Source organism: Neosynechococcus sphagnicola sy1, from assembly GCF_000775285.1.
Classification (GTDB): Bacteria; Cyanobacteriota; Cyanobacteriia; order Neosynechococcales; family Neosynechococcaceae; genus Neosynechococcus; species Neosynechococcus sphagnicola.
Map to the genome: position 1 here is coordinate 56,653 of NZ_JJML01000007.1, position 17,280 is coordinate 73,932.

Genomic DNA, 17,280 nt, shown 5'->3' on the forward strand with positions numbered 1-17,280 from the left:
AGGGAGATATCAATCAATGAAAACGCAATTGACCGAAGCAGTAGCAGCTGCCGATTCCCAAGGCCGTTTCCTCAGCAATACCGAACTACAAATTGCTTTCGGTCGCCTTCGTCTTGCTAGTGCTGATCTAGAAGCTGCTAAGGCTTTGGCCAGCAAAGCTAGCTCCTTGGCTCAAGGTGCAGCTAATGCCGTGTACCAAAAGTTTCCTTACACCACCTCTACCCCAGGAAACAACTTCGCTGCTGATCAACGCGGCAAGGACAAGTGTGTCCGGGACATCGGCTACTATCTGCGCATGGTTCAATACTGCTTGATCGCTGGTGGTACAGGTCCTATCGATGAGTACCTGATTGCAGGTTTGGCTGAAATCAACAGCACCTTTGATCTATCCCCCAGCTGGTACGTGGAAGCCCTGAAGTATATCAAGGCTAACCATGGTCTGAGCGGTGACCCCGCATTGGAAGCTAACTCCTACATCGACTACGCTATCAACGCCCTGAGCTAGATCGCGTCATTTAGCCCGGCAAGGTGATCAGCTCTACCAGTATGGAAGTAGTTGGTTGCCTTACCGGGCAACTCTTTGGTACTCAGATAGACTTCTTGCAGAGGTAAGTTTTTGCTATGGAAAAACTGGTTTTCCTAACGGCAGTTTTTCCATAGGGCAAGATGTCTGGCATTAAGAAAGATTCTAGAAATTAAAGCGGTCCATTAAGAAATCGAAGTAGGGGAAGCAACTATGGCTGGCTTACAAGAGGCTGGGCGGCTGGGAATCCGCCCGTTCAGTGAAGCAGAACCAGTAGAACTCCGTCCCAGCCGGGATGAAGCAAATGTACAGGCTGTCATCCGAGCAGCCTACCGCCAAGTGTTCGGTAATGAACACATTATGCAGAGTGAGCGTCTGGCTGGTGCAGAATCTCTCTTGCGCCAAGGACAGATAACAGTGCGTGACTTTGTGCGTTCACTGGCTTTGTCTGAGCTGTACCGGGAAAAGGTTTTTTTATTCCAACTTCCAGAGTCGCTTCATTGAGCTGAACTACAAGCACCTATTGGGGCGTGCTCCCTATGATCAAATTGAGATCAGCTCTCATCTAGATCTGTATGAGAGCAAGGGCTACGAAGCAGAGATCAGCTCCTATATTGATTCACCTGAATATCAGCAAAGCTTTGGTGAAAATGTAGTTCCCTATTACCGGGATCTAGTAACCACAGGATCTGGTCAGAAAACCCTTGGCTTTACCCGCCTTTTCCAACTATATCGGGGCTATGCCAACAGCGATCGCTCCCAATTGCCAAGTAAACCCCGCCTGACATGGGATCTCGCTAAAAATCTAGCTTCTCCCATCTCGCCGCCCAGCACTGGAGCTTTGAGTGGAGCAGTGGGTGGCCGTCGGGGCGATGTCTATCGAGTCCGGGTCGTTCAAGGGGCTGCTGCATCTGTGCCAGCTTTGATCCGGCGCAGCACAATTGAAGTGCTCGTCTCCTATGATCAGTTGTCGAATAAACTTCAGCAGCTGAATCGGGTGGGCAGTAAGGTTATTAGTATTCAGCCTGTGTAGGCAGGCAAAGGGGAATCTGAGATTGGTCATACCGGTAGAGAAGCATTCCCGTAACTGATAACCACTCTCAGGTTTCTATCTTCATTTCTAACACACTGACTAAAGGAGAGTATTTCGGTGCCTATTACAGCACAAGCATCCCGGTTAGGGACTTCGGCGTTTAGTAATGCTGCTTTGGTTGAACTGCGTCCACATTCAACCCAGGATGATGTTAAAGCCGTTATCCGTGCGGTGTATCGTCAGCTGTTAGGAAATGCCCATTTGATGGCTTCTGACAGTCTGGTCATTCCAGAATCGCTATTGCGGGACGGCAAAATTACCGTTAAAGAGTTTGTGCGGCTGGTGGCTAAATCGGAATTGTATAAAACAAGGTTTTTCTACAATAACTTCCATAGCCGAGTTACTGAGCTTAACTACAAGCACCTGCTGGGGCGGGCTCCCTATGATCAGGCTGAGATCCGGTATCACATGGATCTGTACGAGACCAAGGGCTACGATGCCGATATTGACTCTTACATTGATTCGCCGGAATATGATGCTCACTTCGGCGAAAACATCGTACCCTACTATAACGAGCTGGTGACTACCGGGATAGGTCAGCGAACCGTAGGTTTTGCGCGCTTCTTCTCCCTGTACCGGGGGTATGCCTCCAGTAGTTCCCAATCCCAAGGGGGTTATCCTCGTCTGGTGACTGAAGTGGCCCGTGGTACAGCATCAACAATTGTTGCTCCTGGGAGTGTTTATACTCGTCCATCCCTCCGGGGCGTTCCCGTCAACAGTGCCTTTGGTGGCTCAAAAGCCTTTGGCTCTGGGCGTCTTTATCGGGTAGAAGTAGCAGCTATTGCTGGACCTGGTTATCCAAAAGTTCGCCGTTCCAATAAGGCTGTGATTATTCCTTTCGAAGAGCTGACGAACCACATGCAGCGGGTTCAACGTCAGGGTGGCAAAATTGCCAGTGTTACACCTCTCTAATTGTTAGTGAAGCAGCCCGAACTGCAACTTCTAAGTGTTTAGTTCGGGTTTAAGGATTTCACTTTTATTTCCTTCTCACTCAATCCTTTGGAGCAAGAAGCGCCTATGTTAGGGACTCGATACTTTCGGTATGAAGTGGTTGGTCTGCGCCAGAATGAAGAGACTGACCGGGGGGGGATTTCCCATTCGTTCCAGTGCCAGCGTCTTTTTCACCGTTCCCTATAGCCGGATGAGTGAAGAGATGCAGCGCATTACCCGTTTGGGTGCCCAGATCGTCAACATTACTCCTGTGGAATAAGGTTAAGAATTTTTGCTGATAGTAAAGATAGATTAGTTGAGTTAATGCGATCGATGCAAGAGTCCAGTTTCAAGGATTCTCTAGTCTTGTCACCGGCGGGAGATGCTGTCGGTGATGAGTCTTTTCTCACTGTAGAACAGGCGATCGCGAATTTACGCGGTTCAGATTTGGGTCTGCGTTATTATGCAGCTTGGTGGTTGGGTCGGTTTCGGGTTACCACCCCGGAGGCAATTGATGTCTTGATTGACAGTCTGGGCGATGAGTCAGATCGGACGACGGAAGGTGGATATCCGCTACGGCGTAATGCCGCTCGTGCCTTGGGAAAGTTGGGAGCGACTCGGGCAGTTCCGGCATTGATCCAGTGCTTGGAGTGTGACGATTTTTATGTGCGGGAAGCAGCGGTGCAGTCCCTTGGAATGTTGGGCGATCGCAGTTGTGTGCCCGTGCTGATGAGCTTCTTGGCAAGTGGCTTGGAGTCAGCCCAAGCCGAGTCCGGCGGTATTCGCTTACCTCATCCCTACAATGCCATTCTGGAAACCTTGGGAGCACTGGGAGCACCGGAAGCGATTCCTCTAATCGAGCCATTTCTCAATCATCCCTTCGAGATATTGCAGTATGCTGCTGCCCGATCAATGTATGAATTAACCCAGGATCCAACCTACGCTGATTACCTGGTGCAGGCGTTGTCCGGTGAAAAACTGACATTGCGCCGTGCCGCCCTTGCTGATCTGGGAGCAATTGGCTATCTACCCGCAGCAGAGGCGATCGCCCACACCCTGGCAGAAAACAGCCTCAAGCTTATTGCGCTCAAAGGTTTGTTAGAGAAACAAGTGCAGCGAACAACTCCACCATCCCTCTCTGAAGGTGCAATTCAGGTGATGACCCTAATGGATGAACTACTGTAAGCGTGACAGCTGAGAATGTAGGTAGAAACCAAGCCTCAATCCTCCTCATCCCTCATTCTTCCTCACCTATGTCTGATACTCTTTCTTCCCTCATTCGTGCAGTAGAGCTAGCTAATTCTTCCGGCGAACTAGTCAAAGCGGTTCGGAATTTAGCTGCAACTCGATTGGAAGGAGCGGTTCCTTCGCTGATTGCCGTGCTCAACTACAACAATCCGGGTGCAGCTGTGGCGGCAGTTGATGGCTTGGTGCAGATTGGAGAGCCTGCTGTATCCGCATTGCTGGAGCAACTTGATCAGAACAACTATACTGCTCGCTCCTGGGCAATCCGGGCCTTGGCAGGAATTGGGGATCCCAGAGGATTGCTCACCCTGTTCGGGGGTAGCAACCGCTGATTTTTTCCCTGAGTGTCCGTCGGGCTGCTACCCGAGGTCTGGGGGCAATGAAATGGCATTGGTTCCCAGAACATCTCCTAGAAATTGCCCAGGAAGAAGCCTTGGAAGCGTTGCTGTTTGTGGCGCAACAGGATGAAGAGTGGGTGGTGCGGTACTCAGCCATTTTTGGCTTACAGTCCCTGGCCGCAGACATTGCTATCGCTCATCCCGATTGGAGATCGCGCATTCAGTCCCAATTCGAGGAGATAGCGGTGAACGATGTAAGCTGGGCTGTGCGTGCCCGGGTTTGGATGGCGCAGCAGTATCTCCAGACCGAGAAGAAGGTGAGTTCACCGGAAGTTGAAGCGCAAGCCTCACCGCTGTCGGCAACGGACTGGCAGATGATTCTAGACAAGTTGTACGCACGCAAGGAGCAGGAGCGGGTTGTTTTAGCGGAAGGCGATCCACGCCGATATCGTGACCTGGCAGTCTCAGTCGCTCCCACGACTGCCAGTACTTAGCCAGCCTCTTCCCTGTCATCTGACTCCTGACCAGATACAACCCGCCGTTGCACCCTAAAATAAGTTTCCACCATTGGTTGATAGATTGTGGTTGATTCTTTGATCATCACAGCCAGCAAGGATCCATTTACCCGTGGCTTGGACTATCTATATGGCGTTCGGAGTCTTGCTTTAGATCCTGAGATGGTCAAGCAGGTTCACGACCTCGAGCACCGGAGTCCCATCTGTATCTGGATCAGTGAGCATATTGAAGCGGTCAACACCTACCTCCAAGCTTGCCTCCAAGCTTGCCAGAATTGTTTTGATCCATGGGAGCAACCTACCCTTCAAATTTTTGCGACTCCCCTCGCTCAGTCCTTTGGAGTGGATGGGCTTTGCAATCTTCAGACTCAGCCAATTTCGATCCTGATCGATGTCGGGCGGGTAATGCCTCAGGACTGGCTAAGGGTGGTTGTTCACGAATATGCCCATGCCCATGCGGGTTCTCCCGGACACCATCAACAGTTTGCTCAATCCCTGGGTCACCTATGTTTGGGTTTAGAGATCGCGCCTCCGTTCTATCAACCTGGCATGGAAGATAGCCTCCGATATTATCCTAGCTATCTTCCAACCCAAGATCCGCTGGCATTTTGGCGAGGGGAAGGGGAAGATTGGCGATCGATGATTACAAATTCTTACTTTCCACCTCAGTTTATAAGCTAAAGTACCTATCCAGACGTATTCAGAAGACCCGGTTACCTCGTAGGACTCGCGCACATCGGCGGATAAAAGACAGATTCACCCCACCCTCCTCTCATTGCACCGCCTGGGCGATCGCCTGAAGCGCTTCATCGCACCAAGCAACCCATTCCTCTTGATAGCGAATAGCCCGACGAATGATTAAATGCATATAGAGGTCTTTGAGTTCGAGCGATTTCAGGTGTTGGATAAAATGTTCATCCATCTTTGTCACCTGTTGCACCATCTCTGCATGGAGTTTCCGTCGCCGTTCAATTTCACCCATCACCTCCTGATGAGAAATCAGATGACCCGCTAGACCCATGACACCTAGATCTTCACGAATAGCCGTGGGTTCGCAGGGTTGGGTTAACCAGTCAGTCAGATCCTTCATTCCTTGTGCCGTAATCGAATAAATTTTTTTATCTAGCCGCCCCGGTTGGGGAATCGCCTCATAGGTAACGCTGCCTTGCTGCTCTAGCTTGGTGAGTTCAGCATAAATTTGTTGCTGACTGGCTTTCCAAAAGCAACTGCCAAACCCTTCAGCAAATTCTTTGGCCACCTCATAGCCGCTGAGAGACTGTCTGGACAGAAACGCCAGAATGGTATGTTTGAGAGCCATAACTGATCGCGGGGGTCGTCCAAAAAATGCTTGACGAATTCTCAAGGTTGAGTATACCGTAATTATTGTATTCAAAAATTTGAATACAATTAATGGAATTAAAAATGCTCAACATCAATTTAGGCGCAATCTGGCGATGTCGGGAGAGTTGGCAACAACGGTTGTATACCCGATATGGATCTTGGGCTGTGGTTACGGGTGCTTCCTCAGGTATTGGTGCAGCGATGGTTCGCAAGCTGGCGGAGGCCGGGCTCAATTTGGTTCTGATCGGGCGCAGCCAAACCGTACTGGAGGAGATGGCAGCAGATCTGACCACTCACTACGGTATCGAGGTTCGGGTGATTAGACTCGACTTGGCACTAGAGACGGGGGTAGAAACAATTGGAGCTGCGACGCGTGCTTTGGATGTGGGATTGCTGGTCGCGGCAGCTGGTTTTGGGACATCGGGATCGTTTCTTGACGCCTGCCTGGAAGAAGAAATGGCAATGCTCAATGTCAACTGCCGTGCCCTCTTGGGTTTGAGCTGGTACTTCGGGCGTCGGTTCGCACAGCAGGGTCGGGGGGGCTTGGTGCTAATGAGTTCCATCGTAGGTTTTCAGGGGATGCCGTTTGCCGCCCACTATGCAGCGACCAAAGCCTATGTGCAGGCACTGGCTGAAGCGTTGGATGTGGAACTTGCACCTCTGGGCGTCGATGTTTTAGCTGCTGCTCCCGGCCCAACTCAATCCGGCTTTGCCACTCGCGCTGGGATGCGGATGGGGATGGCTCTGAAACCTGGTGACATCGCTCTGCCAATCCTGAATGCCTTAGGTCGTCGGGCTACGGCACTGCCTGGTTTCCTGTCAAAACTGCTGACATACTCGTTGGTGCTGCTGCCACGTTGGCTGCGAGTACGAATTATGGGGGAGGTGATGAAGGGCATGACGAAGCACAGACTTGGGAAACAAGATCTTGACGCTGACCGAAAATAACCCTGTCAAGACGGAACGACTGGAAACAGCCAACCGCGGTAAGCCATCCATGCCCTTGCGGTTGTGGGGCACCACTACACATACATCTTACTGACATTCATCTCACTGACATTCATCCTTGGAGGCTGTCATGACAAAGTTTGAGGATCATCCTACGGTTCAGTGGTGGCACCAGCAGGCAGCGGGCAAACACCAACCTAGCGCTGCTGTGCCGTTAAACGCAGACAGATTGCGAGAGCTTTGTATGCAGGCAGGTGCCGATGATGTGGGATTTGTGGAGATTGAACGACCCGCGATCGCCAATCAACAAGCTGATATTCTGACAGCTTTCCCGGCGACCAAAACCTTGATCAGCGTCGTCTGCCGGATGAATCGGGAGAATATACGAACCACCTTGCGGTCAATTGCCAATGTTGAATTTCATGCCACTGCTGAGCATATTGATCAGGTGGCGAGAAGCATTGTGAAAACCCTAGAAGAAATTGGTATCCGCGCCTTGAATCCAGCGGCGGGATTTCCTCAAGAAATGGATCAATTTCCTGGAAAAATCTGGTCTGTTTCCCATAAACCGGTTGCAGTTGCCGCCGGATTAGGTCACATGGGAATTCACCGGAATGTGATCCACCCTCAGTTTGGCAACTACATTTTACTGGCAACCGTGCTGATGAATGCGGAGGTTACAGCCTACACCCACCCTATCGACTATAACCCCTGTATTGAGTGCAAACTATGTGTGGCAGCATGTCCAGTTGGAGCGATCGCCGCGGATGGTCACTTCAATTTTTCAGCCTGTTATACCCATAATTATCGTGAATTCATGGGGGGATTTACAGATTGGGCGGAAACGATTGCTGAAAGCAAAAATGCCAATGATTATCGCAAAAATGTCAGTGCTTCTGAATCTGCTTCAATGTGGCAAAGCCTATCATTTAAGGCGAACTATAAAGCAGCCTACTGTATCGCTGCCTGTCCGGCGGGAGAAGATGTAATTGCACCATTTCTGAGCGATCGCAAAGCCTTTATTCAAGATGTAGTCAAGCCATTGCAGGACAAAACCGAAACTATCTATGTGGTGCCAGGATCGGATGCTGAGACCTATGTTGCGAGACGATTTCCCCATAAAACAGTCAAGCTAGTGAGTAATGGTATTCGTCCTCAATCAATTCAAGGCTTTCTCTTTGGGCTGCAATTGCTCTTCCAACGCAATCAATCAGAGGGATTAAATGCAATTTATCACTTCACTTTCACTGGCTCTGAATCCCGTCGTGCAACGGTAACCATTCAAAATAAAACCGTACAAGTTGAAGCAGGTCACATAGGGATTGCCAATCTTTCAGTGACGGCAGATAGCAAAACCTGGTTAGGTTTTCTTAGTAAGCAAGAAAACCTGATTTGGGCGCTGTTGCGACGCAAGATTCGCATTCAGGGTTCTCCCAAATTACTTCAAGCATTTGGCAAGTGTTTCCCTGCCTGAAATCCTCAGTCAGCGCTCATTCATCAACAGAATCTCCAGAGGATTCGGCTGGAATAGGTTCAGGTTTAAAGCCCCATCCAATGATTGGCTATTGATTCTTACCATGGCAAGTGATTAGCAGCTTTAGCTTTCATGTAAATCAGATCAGTAGTTATAGCTACATTCTCTACCGTATTTATTTGACCAGTTTCAGAGGCTAGAGGAACCATAACTGATATCAAGCCTAGGATTGAATCTTAGCCTAGGCTTATTTGGGCTATCTGATTACTTAAAAGACTAGATGTACTTCTTATTAAGAATCGTAAATTTCTAGTTCAACTTATACAATTCTGACAATGTTCAAACCCATTAATATACTTGATTTCAAGCACTCTCATGCCATGCTTAAAAAGTAAGTATCAATCTAATATCCACATGGAGAGAAGCTAAAATTATGAACGCCAGCGATCGCGAAAATTCTGCTCGGGTGATCTATCGAGAGTATAAAGATACTCAAGGGAATATCCGAACCGAGTATAAAGATGCCCAAGGGAACATCCACTCTTATGAAAATAGTTACATGGATAGTCAAGTAGCAGAGGAAAAAATCCAAGATATACGAGTCGAGCGTACGGAAAGAAACCTTTATAAAGGAATACTGATTGGTGTAATTGTCACCTGTGTATCAGGTCTCACTGCGGGGACAATTTACTTTTTAACTCAAGTGAACAAACCCCTGCCTACAACTTTCATCAGTCTGCCAGTTCATCAAAGTACTTCATCCCCTAGCCCTGCTCCTCAACAAGTCCGGTTGGTTCAGAAACCTATTGTTACCATCGTACCAGTACCCCAAGCTCAGGCACCTAGATCAACGGTAAATATCACGACTCAACCTTCTGCAACCAATCCATCTTCTAATCCAGGGAATGTTAGCGCCACTAACCCATCTCAGAACTCTGGCGCAACGGACAGTAACCTCAAAAATGAAATCATGAAGAAGTTTCAAAACAACCTACCAAACAATCAATTGATAGTTGAAGTAAAAAATGGTGAAGTGACGATATCAGGTACTGCCGCATCACCAGAGCAACTGCAACAGATTCAACCATTACTAAGATCAATTCAGGGGATTAGAAAGGTCAATATGGTAGCAACTGCTCCATCAAAAATGTAATGCTTTTAGGCATTTCTGAATCAATAAATAAATCATTGCTAAACTGGGATATCCTGAAATTTGAGATAGTCAAATATCTGGCAGTCGGGCTTGAAATGAATTCAAAATAAGGACTAAAACCCTTATAGAACCGAGCTGATAGTTGATTATGACAAATCAAGAGGCCACTGCCGGAAGTTACAACCTTAAATCATAGAAATAAAGCGATTCTCACTCGCATCCAATACATTCTGAATGAAGAATTCAGGAGTCAGATTCCGGAAGGTTTTTAAAAACTGACTCCTGAATTCTCACCAAGGAGCTGCACCTGGCTCATTGATAAATTGCTACGAGGTAATCCCAAACCTTCCTTTATTTAAATCAGAAAATATTGATTCTGAGGTCTAATAATGAGTCACGATCAGAATGATGAAACCAATCTTGAGCGGCGACAAGAACTGCGACATGATGAAGAAGCCTTTCGACTTCATCAAGAGGAGAAACGCCTGGAATCTGCTAGACGCGGTAATACTTTTATTTGGATAACTAATAGTATTTATTGGCTGTCAGGGATGCTAGAAATACTACTTTTATTGAGGTTTATGCTGCGTTTATTTGGCGCTAACCCCCAAAATGAGTTTGCTCAGTTGATCAATCATCTATCTGCACCTTTTATTGCTCCATTTTCTACCTTGTTTGTTAGTCCCACCTCAGCTGGTGCAGCAAATGTATTTGATATCAACATTGTGATTGCAATATTAGCTTATGCTCTCTTATGCTATTTGGTTGTTTCGCTGGTGAGATTCATCTTCTATCACGAACCTTAAATTCCTACCAAAACTTATACAACTCAGACAATGTTCAAACCCTTTAATATACTTGATTTCACGCACTCAGATGCCATACTTAAAAAGTAGATACCATTAATCGAGAGAAAAGAAAATTATGAACGCAAGAGATCGCGAACAATCCACTCGGGTCATCCATAGACAGTATAAAGATACTCAAGGGAATATCCACACAGAGTATAAAGACTCTCAAGGAAATATTTACACAGAGTACAAGGACTCTCAAGGAAATATCCATCCCTATGAAAATGGGTATGCTGATGGTCAATTGGCAGAGGAAAGAACCCAAGATGCGCGAGTAGATCGTGCTGACAAAAACATATCTAAAGGAGTACTGATTGGTGTAATTGTTACCTGTGTACTAGGTCTAAGTGCGGGAACCATTTACTTTTTGACTCAGCTGAACAATCCACAGTCATTAACTGTCATGAATGTGCCAGCAAATGACAGTACTCAATCCCCTAGTCCTCCTCCTCAGCAAGTCCGGATCGTTGAGCAACCCGTGGTCACCATCGTACCGGTACCCCAAGCTCAGTCAACTGGATCAACGGTAAACATTACTCAGCCTGCTGCATCCAATTCGTCCACTAAGCCTAGAAGTGTTAGCCCTGCTAAGCCGCTCTCTCAGAATTCTGGCACATCGGTTCCAAGATCTATAGTACTTTACCCCCCCTAATAGCAGTGAAACCAGTCCTAATCTGAGTAGAACCGATAGCAATCTTAAAAATGAAATCGTGAAGCAGTTTCAAACCAAATTTCCTAACAATCAATTACAGGTCGAGGTGAAAAATGGGGACGTGACAGTATCAGGAACTGCTACGTCACAGGAGCAATTTCAGGAGATTCAGCCATTGTTGAGAACAATTCAGGGGGTTAAAAAAGTTGAGATGACAGCAACTGTACAGTAGTTTATTAGGCATTAATGAATCAAGCGATGAATCATTCTGTAACCTGAAATATCCTGACATTATTAAGCGTCAAAATCTCCCGTTCAGCTGAACATATTTCGATCTCTGCTCCCCTTGCTTTAGGGGGATTTTGTTGATGGGGGAATTGTGGAAAGGTTCATTGCCAGAGCGTAACTCCTGAAGGCATGATTGACTGCTTTCCCTAAAACTTGCGTCTAAAATTAGCGATCTTAGGTCAGTATTCAAGATCGCCCTAGGTTTTGTTGAGTGTCAGACCCGCAGCACCTCAACCCCATCCTCCAGATGAAAACATTTACGCGGCGCAGTTTTTTCACCACTGTCACGCTGGCAAGGGGTTTTGCCTTAGCAGTGCATCCCATTTCCGTCAATGTCATCCGTACTGATTTACACGAACTCATAGCAGGTGCTGTCCAGATCTCGGTTGCGGACGGGGTAATTCCTGCCTACCGAGCCATGCCCAACACTGGAAACTTCTCCAGTCATGGTTTCATCAACATGGGGTCTAAAGTGATTGCCATCAAGTCATGAAGGTGGTAGAGAAGATCGACGGCGAGAATTATGAGCGACTCGGGAAAATTGTTACATTCCGCTATACTCTCTAACTGGCGAAACCAGCTAAATTGCCTGTTTACATCGATTGGATCAGCCCATCCGCTACCGTTTGTCCCAGGGTAGCCGCTGACCACACCCGCTACTACAGGGAATTTTGAGTCATTTATTCTCAAGGGAACCAGGGAGCCTGACTAGGGAATGACCCAAAGCCACTCCTCAGTCCTGAATTTTATGAAAAATTAAGATTTATCAAAAATAATCTATTAATTTTCCTGCTTATTTGGATGCCATGAGGGTCTTAACCCTTTCCTGTTAAGGCATCCAGTAATTGTATCAATGAGTTAAAAGAAGTTGAATTTTTGAGCCCAACTGGATATACTTGCGACGGTTTTTGTAACTACCACTACATTCAGTCGCTAGGAAAGGAGGTAAAAAGTTTGGCAAGAAGACGTAAACGTAAAAGCCGTCGTCGTCAAGAAGGGCGCAGAATTCTTGAACAAGTGCCTCAGTATAGTATCGAAAGTGGTGAAGATAAGCCGGTCACGGCAGCTCGAAAGTTTATTCAAGCTGAAGGCATTCTTCCCCCTGCTCTCCTGTTAGTGAGACGGAATGAGCACACCACTGATCGCTATTTTTGGGCAGAGAAGGGGTTATTTGGTGCTCAGTATGTCGAAGAAAACCATTTTCTATTTCCTAGCCTGAGAACGTCAGAGGAAGAAGAGGAATGTTTTGTGATGGCTACTCACAGTCGCTAAATTGCCTAAATACCTCTACCTAGATCAAAAATTTATCCCTATCTCGTCCTCCGGGATGTCTAAGGATCTTTTCAGTTGTACTGCCAGTGGTTGGTGAGGAGAGGTCGGTAAAATTATTCGCTTAAAGCATCTATTTTTGGTTCTTAGAGAGGGGTGTCGTTATCGATGCCCCTCTTTTTCAGTGGCAACCCTGTACCTCCTGAACAGAATTGTCATCCATTAGCTGATAATAAAAAGTCAGTTGTCTCAAATAACGCAAAAACGCATGGGTCGCGCCAACAGAGTTGTGCTGGCATATTCCGGGGGAGTTGATACCTCCGTCTGCATTCCCTACCTCAAGCATGAGTGGGGCGTCAAAGAAGTCATTACCCTGGCTGCTGATCTGGGGCAGGGCGAAGAATTAGAACCAGTCCGGGAAAAAGCGCTCAAATCTGGGGCAGAGCAGTCCCTCGTGGCAAACGCAACTGCAAGTTTTGTCACGGACTACGCCTTTCCGGCAATTCAGGCGAATGCCCTCTACGAAAATCGCTACCCCCTCTCGACGGCACTTGCCCGACCCTTGATTGCCAAGCTCTTAGTTGAAGCCGCTGCTGAGTACGGGGCCGATGCCGTAGCCCACGGCTGCACTGGCAAGGGGAATGATCAGGTACGGTTTGATGTCTCGATTACCGCCTTGAACCCAGATTTAAAAGTTCTAGCCCCTGCCCGTGAGTGGGGTATGAGTCGGGAGGAAACCATTGCCTATGGGGAACGCTACGGCATTGCCTCCCCTGTAAAAAAGTCCTCACCCTACAGTATTGACCGGAATCTCTTGGGACGGAGCATTGAGGCCGGCCCCTTAGAAGATCCCAATACAGAACCACCAGAAGAGATCTACGCCCTCACAAAGGCGATCGCCGATACACCCGACCAACCGGCCTATGTAGAAATTAGCTTTGAACAGGGTATCCCCACCCGCCTTAACGGTGAAACCCTAGCTCCTGTGACGCTGATCCAGCAACTCAACGAGGTTGTAGGCAATCACGGCGTCGGTCGCATTGACATGATCGAGAACCGCCTCGTCGGGATTAAGTCGCGGGAAATCTACGAAACCCCAGCACTGCTGGTGTTGATTCAAGCCCATCGGGACTTAGAAAGTCTCACCCTGACGGCGGATGTAACGCATTACAAGCGGGGCATCGAAGAGACCTATTCCCAAATGATCTACAACGGTCTCTGGTATAGCCCGCTGAAAGCAGCCCTTGACAGCTTTATCCAAAAAACCCAGGAACACGTTTCTGGGACAGTGCGGGTGAAGCTGTTTAAGGGTAATGCAACCATTGTGGGGCGAACGTCTGAGTACTCCCTTTACACCCCGGATCTGGCCACCTACGGAGCCGAAGATCAATTTGATCATAAGGCCGCTGAGGGCTTTATCTACGTCTGGGGCTTGCCCACACGAGTCTGGTCACAGAAACGCCGGGGTTAGCCCTCCCTGAGGCTGCTAGCTACCTTAGCTGGAGGGAGAGGGGTGTCGTCGTCTCCCTCTCGTTTCTCCCTCCAGCGAAACGAGATTACTAGCCAACCACGAAGTTCACCAATTTTCCAGGTACCACAATTACCTTCTTGATCTCTTTTCCGGCAATGTGGCGCTGAGCCGCTTCCGATTCCCGAGCATAGCGTTCCAGTGCTTCACGATCGGCATTAGCGGGCACCTGAAGGGTACCTCTGGTTTTACCCAAAACCTGGATCACCAAGGTAATTTCATCAGCAACCAAGGCGGCGGGATCAAGAATCGGCCAGCTTTGCGAGTGAATTGATTCGGTATGTCCCAGGCTGTGCCAGAGTTCTTCGGTGATATGGGGGGCAAAGGGAGCCATCAATATTAACAGCGTCTGCATTCCCTCGGTGAACACCTGCGATCGCTTACAATCGGCATCCGCCAGTGCATTGCTGAGTTTCATCAATTCAGAGACAGCGGTGTTGAACTGATAGTCTCCCTCTAAATCTTCAGAAACGGCCTTGATAGCGGTGTGAATGGCACGGCGCAGGGCTTGCTCCCCTGGGCTTAGAGGGGAGGCGGAGGGCTTGGAGGGCGGGGGGGTAAACTCAGCCACCATCCGCCAAACTCGATTTAAGAAGCGGAATTGCCCCTCCACATCAGCCTCATCCCACTCTAGATCCTTCTCCGGCGGGGCTTTGAACAGAATAAACATCCGCGCCGTATCCGCGCCGTACTTCTCAATTACCTGTTGGGGGCAACGCCGTTGTGCTTGGACTTCGACATGGTTTTGTAGGAAACTTCTAGGGCTTCCCCCGTCTCCGGATCCTTCGGGTGAGCTACATCGACTTGGGCTGAGGGAATCCAGCGTCCCGTCCTAGGGTTGAGATAGGTTTTACCCTGAACCATGCCCTGGGTGAGCAACCGCAGAAACGGTTCATCAAAGTTCAATAGGCCGCGATCGCGCAGCACCTTGGTAAAAAATCGCGAATACAGCAAATGGAGAATGGCATGTTCAATGCCCCCCCACATACTGATCGACAGGCATCCAGTTGTTCGTCTGCGTCGAGTCAAAAACCTCCTGGCTATTCTTGGCATCCGGGTAGCGTAAAAAATACCACGATGAATCAATAAACGTATCCATCGTATCCGTCTCCCGCTGGGCAGAGATCCCGCAGCAGGGACAGGGTACCTTGACCCAAGATGCCAACTTCCCCAGGGGAGAAGGACCTCGACCCGACAGGTCAACAGCATCAGGCAGCACCACGGGTAAATCAGCTTCAGGTACCGGCACAATCCCGCAGACAGGGCAATGGATCACGGGAATCGGTGCCCCCCGAATACCGTTGGCGGGAAATCAACCAATCTCGCAGACGATACTGCACCCTTGCTTTGCCATACCCCCCGGCCTCAGCCTTCTGGATAATCCCCTGTTTGGCTACTTGAGATGCCATGCCATCAAATTCACCTGAATTCACCAACATACCCGGTTCAACATAGGCGGCGGTTAAGGTTGCGGCGGCATTGCCCCCCTCGGGAACAATTACCGTTTTGATCGGTAAATGATACTGGTGGGCAAAGACAAAATCTCGGGCATCGTGAGCTGGAACCCCCATCACAGCCCCCGTACCGTATTCATAGATCACATAGTTGGCAATCCAGACAGGCAGAGCATCTCCCGTAAAGGGATTGACCACCGCAGCCCCGGTCGGAATCCCCCGCTTCGGCTGATCATCAGCGGTACGTTCTAGTTCACTCTGTCCTGTAACTTCTTGGATAAACGACTTGACAGCTTCCCGATGCTCCGGCATCGTCACCTTCAGGGTGAGGGGATGTTCGGGGGCTAACACCAGGTAGGTGACCCCATAGACCGTGTCGGGACGGGTAGTAAAGACAGCCACCTTGTTGTCCATCCCCACAATGGGGAATTCCAGATAGGCTCCCACAGATTTGCCAATCCAATTGGCCTGCATCAGTCTCACCCGCTCCGGCCAGCCCGTGAGCTTATCGAGATCGCTCAATAACTGCTCGGCATAGTCGGTAATTTTCAGGAACCATTGGCGTAGCAGTTTGCGCTCGACCTTGGCTCCTGAACGCCAGGAAAGGCCAGCACTGTCTACCTGTTCGTTGGCCAGGACGGTTTGATCAATGGGATCCCAGTTCACCGCAGCTTCTTTTTGATAGGCCAGCCCTGCCTGAAAAAACCTGCAAAAAGATCCACTGTGTCCATCGGTAGTAGTCGGGGGCACAGGTGGCAACTTCTCGACTCCAGTCGTAGGAAAGTCCCAGTCGCTGTAGTTCCAAGCGCATCTGGGCAATGTTTTGGTAAGTCCATTTAGCAGGTGGGATTCCCCGGTCAATCGCTGCATTTTCTGCGGGCAGCCCAAAGGCATCCCAACCCATTGGGTGCAGCACCCGGTACCCCTGCATCCGCCGCACCCTGGCAATCACATCGGTAATTGTGTAGTTGCGGACATGCCCCATGTGTAGGTTCCCAGAGGGGTAGGGAAACATTGACAGGGCATAGAATTTAGGTTTAGCAGCATCTTCTGGTGTCCGATCGACTCCTAGCTCTGCCCAAACCTGTTGCCATTTTTCCTCAATTGCCTGGGGCTGATAACGGGACTCCACAAAAAGAACTCCTGCTGGAACTGCGTCTGTCTCAATATTTTAATCGCTGGGCAGCAGGCTCGCTTTTCACACAAACCCAATTCAATCACCAAGCTGGGGAGTAACTTCCAGGTAGAAACCTTGGATCGGGCAGCAGGCAAAATCCACAGGGGGAGAATTCACAAATCAGCATCCTGCTTTTAAGGTTTCAGGTGACAGCCTAAACTAAAATTTCGAAGAATAAGATTTTTGGGTGTAAAGAGGGAGTAAGCTGGTGCGCATCCAAGCCACAGATCAATAGGCGTGAAACCCTCCCAGCAAAGTGATCAGCTTGGCAAAATGAATGCCGATTAGCTTATTATCCCAAGGATAATTGAGAAAAAAGTCAATAATTCCGCTGAGTTAATCTCATTTTGGTTTCAGTGATAACTTGTTTACTTATCTCTTTATTAACGAACGGCACCTGGGATGAAAATTACAGGATAATAGATAAACAGGCTGACAATGATAAGGATTTGCTTTTCTTCCCTTCTTGGGCGATCGCTGCCATCGCTGGGGTTTCTCTAC

At 48.7% G+C, this 17,280-nt stretch carries 15 protein-coding genes and 3 pseudogenes; 16 read left to right on the plus strand and 2 right to left on the minus strand.

The genetic code is table 11. The features are described from left to right. Positions 1-16 precede the first annotated feature (16 nt). The 8 genes and pseudogenes from cpcA to DO97_RS03745 all read left to right on the plus strand — a co-directional run bounded on the left by cpcA (position 17) and on the right by DO97_RS03745 (position 5,325). Positions 17-505 carry a phycocyanin subunit alpha gene (gene cpcA / locus DO97_RS03715; RefSeq protein ID WP_036531217.1) on the plus strand — a complete coding sequence of 163 codons (489 nt, stop codon included), beginning with the start codon at positions 17-19 and terminating at the stop codon, positions 503-505. 231 nt (positions 506-736) lie between these two features. Beyond that, positions 737-1,556: pseudogene (locus DO97_RS30710) on the plus strand (phycobilisome rod-core linker polypeptide). A 117-nt stretch (positions 1,557-1,673) separates the two neighbouring features. Further along, complete coding sequence (locus DO97_RS03725; protein ID WP_036531218.1) at positions 1,674-2,528, plus strand: phycobilisome linker polypeptide; 855 nt, start codon at positions 1,674-1,676, stop codon at positions 2,526-2,528. A gap of 105 nt (positions 2,529-2,633) precedes the next feature. Then, a pseudogene (locus DO97_RS03730) lies at positions 2,634-2,826 on the plus strand (phycobilisome linker polypeptide). 53 nt (positions 2,827-2,879) lie between these two features. Beyond that, complete coding sequence (locus tag DO97_RS03735; protein ID WP_036531344.1) at positions 2,880-3,731, plus strand: HEAT repeat domain-containing protein; 852 nt, start codon at positions 2,880-2,882, stop codon at positions 3,729-3,731. 68 nt (positions 3,732-3,799) lie between these two features. Beyond that, on the plus strand, positions 3,800-4,123 hold the full coding sequence (locus DO97_RS25825) for a HEAT repeat domain-containing protein (protein WP_239651422.1): 324 nt from the start codon (positions 3,800-3,802) through the stop codon (positions 4,121-4,123). A gap of 47 nt (positions 4,124-4,170) precedes the next feature. Continuing rightward, positions 4,171-4,623 (plus strand): hypothetical protein, encoded by a 453-nt coding sequence (locus DO97_RS25830; protein ID WP_239651423.1) that lies wholly within the window; start codon positions 4,171-4,173, stop codon positions 4,621-4,623. Between the two features lie 87 nt (positions 4,624-4,710). Then, positions 4,711-5,325, plus strand: a complete 615-nt coding sequence (locus tag DO97_RS03745) for a hypothetical protein (protein ID WP_052128342.1) — start codon at positions 4,711-4,713, stop codon at positions 5,323-5,325. A gap of 91 nt (positions 5,326-5,416) precedes the next feature. Here DO97_RS03745 and DO97_RS03750 read toward each other — a convergent pair whose 3' ends face one another. Next, complete coding sequence (locus DO97_RS03750) at positions 5,417-5,962, minus strand: PadR family transcriptional regulator (RefSeq protein ID WP_036531220.1); 546 nt, start codon at positions 5,960-5,962, stop codon at positions 5,417-5,419. Positions 5,963-6,066: 104 nt separating this feature from the next. Here DO97_RS03750 and DO97_RS03755 point away from each other — a divergent pair, with 104 nt between their 5' ends. The 8 genes from DO97_RS03755 (at position 6,067) to DO97_RS03790 (ending at position 14,091) form a co-directional block, all read left to right on the plus strand. After that, positions 6,067-6,933 (plus strand): SDR family NAD(P)-dependent oxidoreductase, encoded by an 867-nt coding sequence (locus tag DO97_RS03755; protein WP_052128343.1) that lies wholly within the window; start codon positions 6,067-6,069, stop codon positions 6,931-6,933. Between the two features lie 130 nt (positions 6,934-7,063). Then, the gene (locus tag DO97_RS03760; protein ID WP_036531222.1) at positions 7,064-8,407 is read left to right on the plus strand and encodes an SCP2 sterol-binding domain-containing protein; all 1,344 of its coding nucleotides are present in this window, start codon (positions 7,064-7,066) and stop codon (positions 8,405-8,407) included. 433 nt (positions 8,408-8,840) lie between these two features. Beyond that, positions 8,841-9,560, plus strand: a complete 720-nt coding sequence (locus DO97_RS20550) for a BON domain-containing protein (RefSeq protein WP_052128344.1) — start codon at positions 8,841-8,843, stop codon at positions 9,558-9,560. A gap of 389 nt (positions 9,561-9,949) precedes the next feature. Beyond that, positions 9,950-10,366 (plus strand): YggT family protein, encoded by a 417-nt coding sequence (locus tag DO97_RS03770; protein ID WP_036531224.1) that lies wholly within the window; start codon positions 9,950-9,952, stop codon positions 10,364-10,366. 719 nt (positions 10,367-11,085) lie between these two features. Then, entirely contained in the window at positions 11,086-11,295 is a 210-nt protein-coding gene (locus tag DO97_RS30040; RefSeq protein WP_081980605.1) for a BON domain-containing protein, read from the plus strand. 303 nt (positions 11,296-11,598) lie between these two features. After that, the gene (locus tag DO97_RS03780; RefSeq protein WP_162182935.1) at positions 11,599-11,844 is read left to right on the plus strand and encodes a hypothetical protein; all 246 of its coding nucleotides are present in this window, start codon (positions 11,599-11,601) and stop codon (positions 11,842-11,844) included. 461 nt (positions 11,845-12,305) lie between these two features. Next, a complete protein-coding gene (locus tag DO97_RS03785; protein WP_036531227.1) occupies positions 12,306-12,623 on the plus strand; it encodes a DUF3155 domain-containing protein in 318 nt (105 codons plus the stop codon). Between the two features lie 265 nt (positions 12,624-12,888). Further along, complete coding sequence (locus DO97_RS03790; protein ID WP_036531349.1) at positions 12,889-14,091, plus strand: argininosuccinate synthase; 1,203 nt, start codon at positions 12,889-12,891, stop codon at positions 14,089-14,091. 88 nt (positions 14,092-14,179) lie between these two features. On the opposite strand, the pseudogene leuS reads toward DO97_RS03790, so the two are convergent. Continuing rightward, a pseudogene (leuS, locus tag DO97_RS30715) lies at positions 14,180-16,734 on the minus strand (leucine--tRNA ligase). Positions 16,735-17,280 lie beyond the last annotated feature (546 nt).

Bases quoted from the DNA above. Each gene is read 5' to 3' on its own strand.
- cpcA (WP_036531217.1), top strand. From the start codon at position 17: ATGAAAACGCAATTGACCGAAGCAGTAGCAGCTGCCGATTCCCAAGGC.
- DO97_RS03735 (WP_036531344.1), top strand. From the start codon at position 2,880: ATGCAAGAGTCCAGTTTCAAGGATTCTCTAGTCTTGTCACCGGCGGGA.
- DO97_RS25825 (WP_239651422.1), top strand. From the start codon at position 3,800: ATGTCTGATACTCTTTCTTCCCTCATTCGTGCAGTAGAGCTAGCTAAT.
- DO97_RS25830 (WP_239651423.1), top strand. From the start codon at position 4,171: ATGAAATGGCATTGGTTCCCAGAACATCTCCTAGAAATTGCCCAGGAA.
- DO97_RS03750 (WP_036531220.1), bottom strand. From the start codon at position 5,962: ATGGCTCTCAAACATACCATTCTGGCGTTTCTGTCCAGACAGTCTCTC.
- DO97_RS03755 (WP_052128343.1), top strand. From the start codon at position 6,067: ATGCTCAACATCAATTTAGGCGCAATCTGGCGATGTCGGGAGAGTTGG.
- DO97_RS03760 (WP_036531222.1), top strand. From the start codon at position 7,064: ATGACAAAGTTTGAGGATCATCCTACGGTTCAGTGGTGGCACCAGCAG.
- DO97_RS20550 (WP_052128344.1), top strand. From the start codon at position 8,841: ATGAACGCCAGCGATCGCGAAAATTCTGCTCGGGTGATCTATCGAGAG.
- DO97_RS03770 (WP_036531224.1), top strand. From the start codon at position 9,950: ATGAGTCACGATCAGAATGATGAAACCAATCTTGAGCGGCGACAAGAA.
- DO97_RS03780 (WP_162182935.1), top strand. From the start codon at position 11,599: ATGAAAACATTTACGCGGCGCAGTTTTTTCACCACTGTCACGCTGGCA.
- DO97_RS03790 (WP_036531349.1), top strand. From the start codon at position 12,889: ATGGGTCGCGCCAACAGAGTTGTGCTGGCATATTCCGGGGGAGTTGAT.